The sequence below is a fragment of the Pseudomonas sp. LBUM1655 genome (assembly GCF_059716085.1).
Genome location: NZ_CP166801.1, coordinates 1,320,438 through 1,333,578 on the forward strand (window position 1 = coordinate 1,320,438; position 13,141 = coordinate 1,333,578).

General features: G+C 58.6%; 10 protein-coding genes. 9 read left to right on the top strand and 1 reads right to left on the bottom strand.

The annotated features are described in order from the left end of the window. Positions 1-4 precede the first annotated feature (4 nt). The 9 genes from rnhB to ispD all read left to right on the top strand — a co-directional run bounded on the left by rnhB (position 5) and on the right by ispD (position 12,136). Positions 5-631 carry a ribonuclease HII gene (gene rnhB, locus ACA074_RS05760; RefSeq protein WP_187679177.1) on the top strand — a complete coding sequence of 209 codons (627 nt, stop codon included), beginning with the start codon at positions 5-7 and terminating at the stop codon, positions 629-631. Positions 632-707: 76 nt separating this feature from the next. Continuing rightward, entirely contained in the window at positions 708-4,229 is a 3,522-nt protein-coding gene (gene dnaE, locus ACA074_RS05765; RefSeq protein ID WP_401272030.1) for a DNA polymerase III subunit alpha, read from the top strand. Between the two features lie 140 nt (positions 4,230-4,369). Continuing rightward, a complete protein-coding gene (locus ACA074_RS05770) occupies positions 4,370-5,317 on the top strand; it encodes an acetyl-CoA carboxylase carboxyltransferase subunit alpha (RefSeq protein WP_187679147.1) in 948 nt (315 codons plus the stop codon). 133 nt (positions 5,318-5,450) lie between these two features. Then, complete coding sequence (gene tilS, locus ACA074_RS05775) at positions 5,451-6,779, top strand: tRNA lysidine(34) synthetase TilS (RefSeq protein ID WP_497678590.1); 1,329 nt, start codon at positions 5,451-5,453, stop codon at positions 6,777-6,779. Between the two features lie 274 nt (positions 6,780-7,053). Further along, positions 7,054-8,685: a CTP synthase gene (pyrG, locus tag ACA074_RS05780; RefSeq protein WP_489880870.1), complete on the top strand. Its 1,632-nt coding sequence runs from the start codon at positions 7,054-7,056 to the stop codon at positions 8,683-8,685. 5 nt (positions 8,686-8,690) lie between these two features. Then, complete coding sequence (gene kdsA, locus ACA074_RS05785) at positions 8,691-9,536, top strand: 3-deoxy-8-phosphooctulonate synthase (protein ID WP_497678591.1); 846 nt, start codon at positions 8,691-8,693, stop codon at positions 9,534-9,536. Positions 9,537-9,692: 156 nt separating this feature from the next. Then, positions 9,693-10,982 carry a phosphopyruvate hydratase gene (eno, locus tag ACA074_RS05790; RefSeq protein WP_042557893.1) on the top strand — a complete coding sequence of 430 codons (1,290 nt, stop codon included), beginning with the start codon at positions 9,693-9,695 and terminating at the stop codon, positions 10,980-10,982. Between the two features lie 171 nt (positions 10,983-11,153). After that, a complete protein-coding gene (ftsB, locus tag ACA074_RS05795; protein ID WP_095189352.1) occupies positions 11,154-11,432 on the top strand; it encodes a cell division protein FtsB in 279 nt (92 codons plus the stop codon). After that, the gene (gene ispD, locus ACA074_RS05800) at positions 11,429-12,136 is read left to right on the top strand and encodes a 2-C-methyl-D-erythritol 4-phosphate cytidylyltransferase (protein WP_489880871.1); all 708 of its coding nucleotides are present in this window, start codon (positions 11,429-11,431) and stop codon (positions 12,134-12,136) included. The genes ftsB and ispD overlap by 4 nt, the downstream gene beginning before the upstream one ends. Positions 12,137-12,149: 13 nt before the next feature. Here ispD and ACA074_RS05805 read toward each other — a convergent pair whose 3' ends face one another. Beyond that, positions 12,150-13,046: a LysR family transcriptional regulator gene (locus ACA074_RS05805; protein WP_497678592.1), complete on the bottom strand. Its 897-nt coding sequence runs from the start codon at positions 13,044-13,046 to the stop codon at positions 12,150-12,152. Positions 13,047-13,141 lie beyond the last annotated feature (95 nt).

Below are 13,141 nucleotides of genomic sequence, written 5' to 3' on the forward strand. Positions count from 1 at the left end.
AGATCTGCAGATGGGCCTGGATTTCACCCTGGTCGCCGAAGTCGAAGAGCTGGTGGCCGGTGTCGATGAAGTCGGTCGCGGCCCATTGTGCGGTGCGGTGGTAACGGCGGCGGTGATTCTCGATCCAAACCGGCCGATCCTTGGCCTCAACGACTCGAAAAAGCTCACCGAAGCCAAACGCGAAAAGCTTTACGACGAGATCATCGAAAAAGCCTTGAGCTGGTGCATTGCTCGTGCCGAGGTCGAAGAAATCGACGAACTGAACATTCTGCACGCAACCATGCTGGCCATGCAGCGTGCCGTGGCCGGCCTGCATATTCAGCCAAAACTGGCGATGATCGATGGCAACCGCTGCCCGCAATTGCCGATGCGCGCTGAAGCCGTGGTGCAGGGCGACGGCAAAGTTCCAGCCATCGCAGCGGCATCGATTCTGGCCAAGGTCAGCCGTGACCGCGAGATGGCCGCATTCGAATTGATTTACCCGGGTTACGGCATTGGTGGCCATAAAGGCTATCCGACGCCCGTTCATCTGGAAGCGTTGGTGCGTCTTGGCCCGACGCCGATTCACCGGCGCTCGTTCGCCCCGGTGCGTCAGGCATACGAGGCACTGGAAGGGCTGACGCAGGTTTAGTCGCAAGGCTGATGTTTTGTTCGAGGCCCGGTACAATCCGGGCCTTGTTGTCTCTATGTAACTGGACAGGATCACTATGCCGGCTTCATTCGTTCATCTACGCCTGCACACTGAATACTCCCTGGTCGACGGGCTGGTGCGGATCAAGCCACTGGTCAAGGCGCTGACCGGCATGAACATGCCGGCCGTGGCGGTCACCGATCAGAACAACATGTGCTCCCTGGTCAAATTCTATAAAAACACCATGGGCGCGGGCATCAAGCCGATCTGCGGCGCCGACCTCTGGCTGTCGAACAAGGATCCGGACGCGCCACTGAGCCGAATCAGTCTGTTGGTGATGAACGCCAAGGGTTATCGCAACCTCACCGAGTTGATCTCGCGCGGCTTCATCGACGGCCAGCGCAACGGCATGATTATCATCGAGCGCGAGTGGGTCGCCGAGGCCAACGAAGGCCTGATCATGCTGTCCGCCGCCAAAGAAGGCGAGATCGGCATGGCGCTGATCGGTGGCAACCCGGCTGAAGCCGAAGCCCTGGCGCGCGAATGGATGAGCGTGTTCCCGGATCGCTTCTATCTGGAAATCCAGCGCACCAACCGTCCCAACGATGAAGAGCAACTGCATGGCGCCGTGGCCCTGGCTGACAAGCTTGGCGCGCCGCTGGTGGCCTCCAACGATGTGCGCTTCATCAAGCAGGAAGACTTCGCTGCCCACGAAACCCGCGTATGCATCGGTGAGGGCCGCGCCCTCGATGATCCACGGCGTTCGAAGAATTACAGCGACCAGCAATACCTCAAAAGTGCCGAGGAAATGGCTGAGCTGTTCAGCGACATTCCCGACGCCATCGAAAACACCGTCGAGATTGCCAAGCGCTGCAACATCGACGTGAAACTGGGCACGCACTTCCTGCCCAACTTCCCGATTCCCGATGGCATGACCATCGACGAGTATTTCCGCAAAGTGTCTTTCGACGGTCTGGAGGAGCGACTGGCGGTTCTGCTGCCAAAAGACACCACCGAAGATTACGAGGCCAAGCGTCAGGTCTATGTCGACCGGTTGAATTTCGAGCTGGATATCATCATCCAGATGGGCTTCCCGGGTTACTTCCTGATCGTGATGGACTTTATCCAGTGGGCCAAGAGCAACGGCGTGCCAGTAGGTCCTGGCCGTGGATCGGGTGCCGGCTCGCTGGTGGCTTACGTACAGAAAATCACTGACCTTGACCCGCTGGAATATGACCTGCTGTTCGAACGTTTCCTTAACCCGGAACGGGTATCGATGCCCGACTTCGACGTCGACTTCTGCATGGACGGTCGTGACCGGGTGATCGACTACGTGGCCGAGAAATACGGCCGCAACGCGGTAAGCCAGATCATCACTTTCGGTTCCATGGCGGCGAAGGCTGTGGTGCGAGATGTGGCGCGTGTGCAGGGCAAGTCCTACGGCCTGGCGGATCGCCTGTCGAAGATGATTCCGTTCGAAGTCGGCATGACCCTTGAAAAAGCCTACGAGCAGGAAGAAATCCTCCGTGACTTCATCAAGGTCGATGAAGAGGCAGCGGAAATCTGGGAGATGGCGCGCAAGCTTGAAGGCGTTGTGCGTAACGTCGGCAAGCACGCCGGTGGTGTGGTGATCGCACCGACCAAGCTGACTGACTTTTCGCCGATCTATTGCGACGAGGCCGGTGACGGTCTGGTAACCCAGTTCGACAAGGACGACGTTGAAGCGGCCGGTCTGGTGAAGTTCGACTTCCTCGGTCTGCGCACCCTCACGGTTATCGACTGGGCTCTGAAGACCATCAACCGTGACCGCGCCAAGGTCGACGAGCCGCCGCTGGATATCGCGTTTATCCCGCTGGACGACAAGCCGACGTACACGCTGCTGCAAAAAGCTGAAACCACAGCGGTCTTCCAGCTTGAATCCCGCGGCATGAAAGAGCTGATCAAAAAACTCAAGCCCGACTGTCTGGAAGACTTGATCGCACTGGTGGCCCTGTTCCGTCCGGGCCCGCTGCAGTCCGGCATGGTTGACGACTTTATCAACCGTAAGCACGGTCGCGCCGAACTGGCGTATCCGCACTCCGACTACCAATACGAAGGCCTCAAGCCGGTATTGGCGCCGACGTACGGCATCATCCTGTATCAGGAACAGGTGATGCAGATTGCTCAGGTCATGGCCGGTTACACCCTCGGCGGTGCGGACATGCTGCGTCGGGCAATGGGTAAGAAAAAACCCGAAGAGATGGCCAAGCAGCGCGGCGGCTTCATTGAAGGTTGCAAGACCAACAATATCGACGCTGACCTCGCCGGTAACATTTTCGACCTGGTGGAAAAATTCGCCGGTTATGGCTTCAACAAGTCTCACTCTGCCGCTTATGGTCTGGTGTCGTACCAGACGGCCTGGTTGAAAACCCACTACCCGGCGCCATTCATGGCTGCGGTACTGTCGGCGGACATGCACAACACCGACAAGGTCGTGACCTTGATCGAAGAAATTCGCACCATGAAGCTGCGTCTCGACGCGCCGGATGTGAATACTTCGGAATTCAAGTTCACGGTGAACGACGACGGCCGCATTGTTTACGGCCTCGGCGCGATCAAAGGTGTCGGCGAAGGTCCGGTGGAAGCGATCACCGAGGCGCGTCAGGAAGGCCCGTTCAAGGATCTGTTCGATTTCTGCGCCCGTGTCGACCTCAAGCGCATTAATAAGCGCACCCTCGACGGTCTGATCCGCAGCGGCGCACTGGATCGTCTTGGGCCGTATTTCCACGACGAACAAAAGGCTTATCAGGCCAACATCGACCGCAACCGCGCCGTGCTGCTGGCGGCGATGGAAGAGGCGATCAAGGCTGCCGAGCAAACCGCTCGCACCCACGACAGTGGTCACGCCGACCTGTTTGGCGGGCTGTTTGTCGAGGAAGATGCTGACGTTTACGCGACTCATCGCAAGGCCAAGGAGCTGACTCTCAAGGAACGCCTCAAGGGTGAAAAAGACACCTTGGGCCTGTACCTGACCGGTCACCCGATTGACGAATACGAAGGCGAGATCCGCCGTTTTGCCCGTCAGCGCATCATCGATCTGAAACCGGCCCGCGATACGCAGACCGTGGCGGGGATGATCATTGCCCTGCGGGTGATGAAGAACAAAAAGGGCGACAAGATGGGCTTCATCACCCTTGACGACCGCTCCGGGCGGATCGAGGCGTCGCTGTTTGCCGAAGCGTTCCATTCCGCGCAGTCGCTGTTGCAGACCGACGCGATGGTGGTGGTTGAAGGCGAGGTCAGCAACGACGACTTCTCCGGCGGCCTGCGCCTGCGGGTCAAGCGGGTGATGAGCATGGAAGATGCGCGTACCAACCTTGCCGAGAGCCTGCGTCTGAAACTGCAGACCCAGGACCTGAAAGGCGATCAGCTACGCTGGTTGGGTGATTTGCTCAAGCGTCACCGCGGGGCGTGCCCGATCACCATGGAGTACACCAGTCCTGATGCGAAGACCTTGCTGCAGTTCGGCGAGACCTGGCGGATCGACCCGGCGGATGCGTTGATTCAAGCCCTGCGTGACCAGTTCGGGCGAGACAACGTCTTCCTCCAATACCGTTGACCGGCAGGGTGCCATCAAGCGCCTTGCCCGCGACCTGAATTTTTAATCTCGACCTTAGCGCGCCTTTTCCTTAAGGTAGGGCGCGAATAGACAACCGGCCGGCCCAAGCTCATTTGGGACACGACCCAAGACGGACGCCTATGAACCCGAATTTTCTAGATTTCGAACAGCCGATCGCCGACCTGCAAGCCAAGATCGAAGAGTTGCGCTTGGTCGGTAATGACAATTCGCTGAATATCGGCGATGAGATCTCCCGCCTGCAGGACAAGAGCAAAACGCTGACCGAAGACATCTTCGGCAAGCTGACCAGCTGGCAGATCGCACGCCTGGCGCGTCACCCGAAACGCCCGTACACCCTCGATTACATCGAGCACATCTTCACCGAGTTCGACGAACTGCACGGCGACCGTCACTTCTCCGACGACGCTGCGATCGTTGGCGGCATCGCCCGTCTGGACGATCAACCGGTGATGATCATCGGTCACCAGAAGGGCCGTGAAGTGCGCGAGAAGGTACGCCGCAACTTTGGTATGCCGCGTCCGGAAGGCTACCGCAAGGCCTGCCGCCTGATGGAAATGGCCGAGCGTTTCAAAATGCCTATCCTGACCTTCATCGACACCCCGGGCGCCTACCCTGGCATTGACGCTGAAGAGCGCAACCAGAGCGAAGCGATTGCCTGGAACCTGCGGGTCATGTCGCGCCTGAAGACCCCGATCATCGCCACTGTTATCGGTGAAGGTGGTTCCGGCGGTGCTTTGGCGATCGGTGTCTGTGATCAGCTGAACATGCTGCAATACTCGACCTATGCGGTGATCTCGCCGGAAGGTTGCGCGTCGATTCTGTGGAAAACCGCCGAAAAAGCGCCGGATGCCGCTGAAGCGATGGGCATCACCGCCGAGCGTCTGAAGGGCCTGGGCATTGTCGACAAGGTGATTGGCGAGCCTCTGGGCGGCGCGCACCGTGATCCGGCAAGCGCAGCGGCTTCGATTCGTGCCGAGCTGAGCTCGCAACTGGCGATGCTGAAGAAGTTCGACAACGAAGCGCTGTTGAAGCGCCGTTATGATCGACTGATGAGCTACGGTCTCTAAGTCGACTGCGCAATACCCATGTGGGAGCGAGCCTGCTCGCGAAGAGGGGGTAACATTCAACCAATGTGTTGGCTGTTACACCGCTATCGCGAGCAGGCTCGCTCCCACATTTGATTTGGGCAAAGAGAAAGATATGGATCGATCATCGATTGATTTGCCTGCAAGGCTTCTGCTGAGTCTTGAGCCTTGGCGCAATGCCGCTCATTGGCGCATCGCTTTCTCAGGTGGTCTCGACTCCACCGTCCTGCTGCATCTGCTCGCTCATCTCGCTAAATCCGAATCCCTTCCCCCGCTAAGCGCTATCCATATCCATCACGGCATTCAGGCTGTGGCTGATGCGTGGCCGCATCATTGTCAGTTGATCTGCGATGCGCTGGGTGTGCCGTTGCTGATCGAACGGGTGACCGTGCAACCAGGGGCGAGCCTGGAACGGGCGGCGCGGGATGCGCGGTATGCGGTGTTCAGTTCGGTGACGCAGTCTGATGACGTATTGCTCTCTGGCCAGCATCGCGACGATCAGGCGGAAACCTTACTGTTCCGGCTGATGCGCGGTGCCGGGGTGCGCGGTTTGTCCGCAATGCCACCGCAGCGTTCAGTGGGGCAGGGCACGCTGGTTCGTCCATTGCTGGATGTCCCTCGGGCCGAGCTGGAAGCGTACGCGCAAGCTCATCAATTGACTTGGATTGAAGATCCGTCGAATCAGGACCGGCAGTTTTCGCGTAATTATCTGCGCCATCAGGTCATGCCGGCGCTGACCGGACGCTGGCCGCAAGCGCAGGCCAGCATGGCCCGCAGCGCTTCGCATTTGCGTGAAGCGCAAGGCCTGCTCGATGAGCTGGCACAGGTGGATCTAGCTCAAGCCAACACTCGTCATAAATTCGAATGGCTGGGATTGCGCTCACTTGAGTTGGCGCCGCTGGCCGCGCTGTCTGCCGCTCGTCAGCGAAATGCCTTGAGTCACTGGCTCGAACCGCTGACACGGTTGCCCGACACTGACCATTGGTCGGGTTGGTCGGATCTGTGCGACGCCGCCCACGATGCGACACCGGTCTGGCGTCTGGCCGATGGCGAATTGCACCGCAGCGCCGGTCGTATGTGGTGGCTCAGTGGCGTCTGGCTGAGTGCGCCGGTGATCGGTTGCGACTGGCATGACCTGTCGTCACCGCTACGCTTGCCCGATAACGGACGTGTCATGTTCAGCGGTCAGACTCCCGTCGGGCCGTTGCAGATCCGCTATCGTCAGGGCGGCGAAGTGATGCATCTCGCGGATCGCGGCCGTCGCGATCTTAAGCGGCTGCTCAATGAACGCGCGGTGCCGGGCTTCGTGCGTGGCAGATTGCCGCTGCTGTTTCGCGGCGAAGAATTGCTCGCGGTGGCGAACCTGCCGGGTCTTGATGGCAATGGGCAGGACGGCTGGCAATTGCATTGGCAGCCAACAGACGAAGATCAAGGTTTGAGATGAAAGGGGCATTCCGGTAGACTACGCTCCCTTCTTGATACAACTTCTGTGGATTCGCCTGAATTGCAGGAGTTGCCGATTACCAAGCAGTCTTTGCTGGGCGATTCCAAAAAATGTGTAGCGAGCAACGTACCGGTGTTTCATCTGCCGGTCTGTCCCAACGCGGCGGTTTTTTTGAAAGGTGCACTGTGATTAATGCAGGTGATCGGGGGCTTCGGCCTTCCTTCGCTTTCCCCGGCGGCTCGTACCGCTTTAACGCAGACTTCTAGGGTTTTTCATGACGCGCTACATATTCGTCACGGGCGGTGTTGTTTCTTCATTGGGGAAAGGCATTGCCTCGGCTTCATTGGCGGCCATCCTGGAGGCGCGGGGGCTTAAGGTCACCATGCTTAAGCTGGATCCGTACATCAACGTCGACCCGGGCACCATGAGCCCGTTCCAGCACGGTGAAGTGTTCGTCACCCACGACGGCGCCGAGACCGACCTGGACCTGGGCCACTACGAGCGGTTCATCCGCACGACCATGACCCAGAACAACAACTTCACCACCGGCCGTGTCTACGAGCACGTGCTGCGCAAAGAGCGCCGTGGTGACTACCTGGGTGCAACCATCCAGGTGATTCCGCACATCACCGACGAAATCAAGCGCCGCATCATCAAGGGTGCCGGTGACGCTGACGTGGCGATGGTCGAAATCGGTGGCACCGTGGGTGACATCGAGTCGCAACCGTTCCTCGAAGCCATCCGCCAGTTGCGTTTCGAAGTCGGCGCCAAGCGCGCGATGCTGATGCACTTGACGCTGGTGCCGTACATCGCCACCGCGGGCGAAACCAAAACCAAGCCAACCCAGCACTCGGTCAAGGAACTGCGTTCCATCGGCCTGCAGCCAGACGTACTGGTTTGCCGTTCCGATCACCCGATCGACATTTCGTCTCGTCGCAAGATCGCGCAATTCACCAACGTTGAAGAACGTGCGGTGATCGCGCTGGAAGACGCCGACACCATCTACAAGATCCCGGGCATCCTGCACTCCCAGGGTCTGGATGATTTCGTTGTCGAGCGTTTTGGCCTGCAATGCGGCAGCGCTGACCTGTCCGAGTGGGAAGCGGTCGTAGATGCCAAGCTGAACCCGGAACACGAAGTCACCATCGCCATGGTCGGCAAGTACATGGAACTGCTGGACGCCTACAAATCGCTGATCGAAGCGATGAGTCACGCCGGCATCAGCAACCGTACCAAGGTCAACCTGCGCTACATCGATTCCGAAGACATCGAAAACCAGGGCACTGCGCTGCTGGAAGGTGTTGACGCGATTCTGGTACCGGGCGGCTTCGGTCTGCGTGGCGTGGAAGGCAAGATCACTGCCGTTCAGTACGCTCGCGAAAACAAGGTTCCTTACCTCGGCATCTGCCTCGGCATGCAAGTGGCGGTCATCGAGTTCGCCCGTAACGTGATGGGCTGGAAAGACGCCAACTCCACCGAGTTCGATCGCGCCAGCGGTCACCCGGTTGTCGGTCTGATCACCGAGTGGGAAGACGCCACCGGCGCCGTTGAAGTGCGTACCGAATCGTCTGACCTGGGCGGCACCATGCGCCTCGGTGCTCAGGACTGCCTGCTCGAAGCCGGTTCCAAAGTGCACGATTGCTACGGCAAGGACGTGATTGTCGAGCGTCACCGTCACCGTTACGAAGTGAACAACAACCTGCTGCCGCAAATCATCGAAGCCGGCCTGAAAATCTCCGGTCGTTCCGCCGATGCTGCGCTGGTTGAAGTGGTCGAAGCACCGGATCATCCATGGTTCGTCGCTTGCCAGTTCCACCCTGAGTTCACCTCGACACCACGTGATGGCCATCCGCTGTTCAGCGGTTTTGTCAAAGCAGCGTTGGCTCAACACCAGAAGAAGGCGTAACCCCGATGGCACAGAAGATCATCCGCGTCGGCGACATCGAGATTGCCAACGACAAACCCATGGTGCTGTTCGGCGGCATGAACGTGCTGGAAAGCCGTGACATGGCCATGCAGGTTTGCGAAGAGTACGTGAAGGTCACCGAAAAACTCGGCATCCCTTACGTGTTCAAGGCCAGTTTCGACAAGGCCAACCGTTCTTCTGTCGCCTCTTATCGCGGTCCTGGCCTGGAAGAGGGCATGCGCATCTTCCAGGACATCAAACAAGCCTTCGGCGTGCCGATCATCACCGACGTCCACGAGCCTGACCAGGCTGCGGTCGTCGCGGAGGTCTGCGACATCATTCAACTGCCGGCCTTCCTGTCGCGCCAGACCGATCTGGTCGTCGCGATGGCCAAGACCAAGGCTGTCATCAACATCAAGAAAGCCCAGTTTCTCGCGCCTCAGGAAATGAAGCACATCCTGAACAAGTGCGTGGAAGCGGGTAACGATCAATTGATTCTCTGCGAGCGTGGTTCGAGTTTCGGCTACAACAACCTTGTGGTCGACATGCTCGGCTTCGGCATCATGAAGCAGTTCGAGTACCCGGTATTCTTCGACGTGACCCACTCGCTGCAAATGCCTGGCGGTCGTTCCGACTCCGCCGGCGGTCGCCGTGCGCAGGTTCTGGATCTGGCCAAGGCTGGCATGAGCCAAGGCCTGGCAGGTCTGTTCCTCGAAGCTCACCCGGATCCGGACAACGCCAAATGCGACGGCCCTTGCGCCTTGCGTCTGGACAAACTGGAGCCATTCTTGGCCCAGCTCAAAGCCTTGGACGAACTGGTGAAGAGTTTTCCGACGGTAGAAACCGCGTAAACCTCAATTCTCCGGTAAAGTACCGCACGATTTGTCGCTCATGCCCTCGGGCATGAGCGTTATCGTCTGCAAGCTGCCCGCCGTACACCCCTTGCCGACGGTAAAAAGATTTCCTCTAGCTGCGTCGTTTTCGTCAACTTTGGAGTGTTTACAACAATGGCAAAAATCGTCGACATCAAAGGTCGTGAAGTTCTCGACTCCCGTGGCAATCCCACCGTGGAAGCGGACGTGCTTCTCGACAACGGCATCATCGGCAGCGCTTGCGCGCCGTCCGGTGCATCCACTGGCTCGCGTGAAGCACTCGAGCTGCGTGATGGCGACAAGAGCCGTTACCTGGGCAAGGGCGTGCTCAAAGCGGTAGCCAACATCAACGGTCCGATCCGCGATCTGCTGCTGGGCACCGACCCAAGCGACCAGAAAGCGCTGGATCACGCGATGATCAAGCTCGACGGTACTGAAAACAAAGCGACCCTGGGCGCCAACGCCATCCTCGCCGTGTCCCTGGCTGCGGCCAAGGCTGCTGCACAGGATCAGGATCTGCCGCTGTACGCACACATCGCCAACCTGAACGGCACACCGGGTGTTTACTCGATGCCGGTGCCGATGATGAACATCATCAACGGTGGCGAGCACGCCGATAACAACGTAGACATCCAGGAATTCATGGTTCAGCCGGTTGGCGCCAAGTCTTTCTCGGAAGGTCTGCGCATGGGCACCGAGATTTTCCATCACCTCAAAGCTGTGCTGAAGGCCCGTGGCCTGAGCACTGCCGTTGGCGACGAAGGCGGTTTCGCACCGAACCTGGCGTCCAACGAAGACGCTTTGAAAGTGATCTCCGAAGCCGTGGCCAACGCCGGTTACAAACTGGGCACCGACGTGACCCTGGCACTGGACTGCGCGGCCAGCGAATTCTACGAAGACGGCAAGTACAACCTGTCCGGCGAAGGCCAGGTGTTCACCGCTGAAGGTTTCGCTGACTACCTCAAAGGCCTGACCGAGCGTTACCCGATCATCTCCATCGAAGACGGTCTGGACGAGTCCGATTGGGCTGGCTGGAAGATCCTCACCGACAAGATCGGCGAGAAGGTTCAACTGGTAGGCGACGACCTGTTCGTGACCAACACCAAGATCCTGAAAGAAGGCATCGATAAAAAGATCGCCAACTCGATCCTGATCAAGTTCAACCAGATCGGCACCCTGACCGAAACCCTGGAAGCCATCCAGATGGCCAAGGCTGCCGGTTACACCGCCGTGATCTCGCACCGCTCTGGCGAAACCGAAGATTCGACCATTGCCGACCTGGCTGTGGGCACCTCGGCTGGCCAGATCAAGACCGGTTCGCTGTGCCGTTCCGACCGCGTTTCCAAGTACAACCAACTGCTGCGTATCGAAGAGCAGTTGAATGGTAAAGCCAAGTACAACGGTCGCTCCGAGTTCCGCGGCTAAGTTGTAAATGGTAAAAAGACACCGGATTGTGTCGGAAAAGTCGTGACAGCGATGGATTTGCCACTAATCTGATGCCTTAACAGCACAAGCCTGGATCTTCCAGGCTTCGTGCTATCAGACGTTTCAAAGTTTTGGCGTGGCTGTCTTTTTTCACTGGATACCTGATATTCGATGCGCAGTCCTTACTGGTTGTTTCTCGTTTTGCTCTTGCTGCTGGCCGGTCTGCAGTACCGCCTGTGGGTGGGCAATGGCAGTCTGGCGCAAGTCGCCGAGCTGAATCAGCAGATTGCTGAGCAACATGCCGAGAACGAAGGTTTGCTGGAGCGCAACCGGGTGATGGACGCAGAAGTCAGCGAGCTGAAGAAAGGCATGGAGACCGTTGAAGAGCGTGCTCGTCATGAGCTGGGCATGGTCAAGGACGGCGAAACCCTTTACCAGTTGGCCCAATGATCGATTCCCTGCCGGCCTTCTGGGCCGTGATTCCTGCCGCGGGCGTCGGTGCCCGTATGGCCGCGGACCGTCCCAAGCAATACTTGCAACTGGGCGGGCGCACAATTCTCGAACATAGCCTCGGCTGTTTTCTTGATCACCCGAGCCTCAAGGGCTTGGTGGTCAGTCTTGCTGTTGATGATCCTTATTGGCCGAACCTCGCCTGCGTCAACGATCCGCGTATTCAGCGGGTTGAGGGCGGTGCCGAGCGCTCCGGTTCGGTGCTCAATGCCTTGCTGCATCTGCATGCCCAAGGTGCCGATGATGAGGATTGGGTGCTGGTGCACGATGCGGCACGGCCCAACCTGAGTCGCGATGACCTCGACAAGTTACTCGCTGAACTGGCGAGTGATCCGGTGGGTGGTTTGCTCGCAGTGCCTGCGCGCGACACGCTGAAGCGGGTCGACAAAAACGGTCGTGTGGTCGAGACCGTCGATCGCAGTGTGATCTGGCAGGCCTATACGCCGCAGATGTTCCGCCTTGGCGCGTTGCATCGGGCGTTGGCGGACAGCCTGGTGGCGGATGCCGTGATCACCGATGAAGCCTCGGCGATGGAATGGGCGGGCCTGGCGCCGCGTCTGATCGAAGGGCGGGCGGACAACCTGAAAGTCACCCGTCCTGAAGATCTGGAATGGTTGCGGCAGCGTTGGACTAACCGCCGCTAGAAGATCAAAGCCTTTAAATTCGATACTCCGGCCGCTCGGCCAATCCTTCCTTGAGAAAATCCACCAACTTGCGCACCTTCGGCGACAAATGTCGCTGCTGCGGATACAGCGCCCACACCGCCGTGTTCGGCGGCTGATGCGCCTCCAGCAACGAAATCAACGCGCCACTGTTCAGATGCTCCAGCACGTAATAATCCGGCAACTGACACAATCCAACCCCTTGTAGCGCGGCATCCAGCACCGCTTGCCCACTGTTGCAGCGCCAGTTTCCCTGCACCCGCTGGGAAAATTCCCGGCCGTTTTGCTCAAGCTGCCAGATGTCCGAACTGCCGATCAGGCAATTGTGCCGGCTCAATTCCGACAAGCTGTGTGGGCGTCCGTACCGTTCGACATAGGACGGCGAGGCGCAAAGAAACATGCGCCGTGGTGCCAGACGCGTCGCGACCAGTCGTGAGTCCTGCAAGCGGCCGAGGCGAATCGCCAGATCCAGCCCTTCATGCACCAGATCGAGTTGGCGGTTACTCAATTCAATGTCGATGCGCAGTTGTGGGTACAGCCCCATGAACCGCGTCACCAGCGGCACGATAAAACGTTCGCCATAGGCCACCGCGCAAGTCATGCGCAGCATGCCCTTCGGTTCGCTGGTCAAATCACCGACCGCGCGCAAGGCTTCTTCGCGACCGTCCTGCAATCGTTGACAGTGCTGGAGAAAGGTTTGCCCGGCTTCGGTCAGCGTCACGCGACGTGTGCTGCGATAGAGCAGGCGTGTCTGCAAGCGCTCTTCCAGTCGTACGATTTGTCGACTGATGTGCGAGGAAGAAACCCCAAGACGGTCGGCAGCGGCGGTGAACTGGCTGCATTCGGCGACGGCGACGAACTCGTCGATGCCTTCCCAGCGGTTTTCGGACATCGGGATTATCCCTGTGTGGCAATAATGTTTTGCTTTTGGCCTGATTATTCATCGTAAAGCTATGTATTACACTCCTTGTCTGGTTTTTTTATTCA

Excerpts from the sequence above, each read along its gene's own strand:
- pyrG (WP_489880870.1), top strand. The coding sequence starts at position 7,054 with ATGACGCGCTACATATTCGTCACGGGCGGTGTTGTTTCTTCATTGGGG.
- ftsB (WP_095189352.1), top strand. The coding sequence starts at position 11,154 with ATGCGCAGTCCTTACTGGTTGTTTCTCGTTTTGCTCTTGCTGCTGGCC.
- kdsA (WP_497678591.1), top strand. The coding sequence starts at position 8,691 with ATGGCACAGAAGATCATCCGCGTCGGCGACATCGAGATTGCCAACGAC.
- dnaE (WP_401272030.1), top strand. The coding sequence starts at position 708 with ATGCCGGCTTCATTCGTTCATCTACGCCTGCACACTGAATACTCCCTG.
- ACA074_RS05805 (WP_497678592.1), bottom strand. The coding sequence starts at position 13,046 with ATGTCCGAAAACCGCTGGGAAGGCATCGACGAGTTCGTCGCCGTCGCC.
- ispD (WP_489880871.1), top strand. The coding sequence starts at position 11,429 with ATGATCGATTCCCTGCCGGCCTTCTGGGCCGTGATTCCTGCCGCGGGC.
- eno (WP_042557893.1), top strand. The coding sequence starts at position 9,693 with ATGGCAAAAATCGTCGACATCAAAGGTCGTGAAGTTCTCGACTCCCGT.
- ACA074_RS05770 (WP_187679147.1), top strand. The coding sequence starts at position 4,370 with ATGAACCCGAATTTTCTAGATTTCGAACAGCCGATCGCCGACCTGCAA.
- tilS (WP_497678590.1), top strand. The coding sequence starts at position 5,451 with ATGGATCGATCATCGATTGATTTGCCTGCAAGGCTTCTGCTGAGTCTT.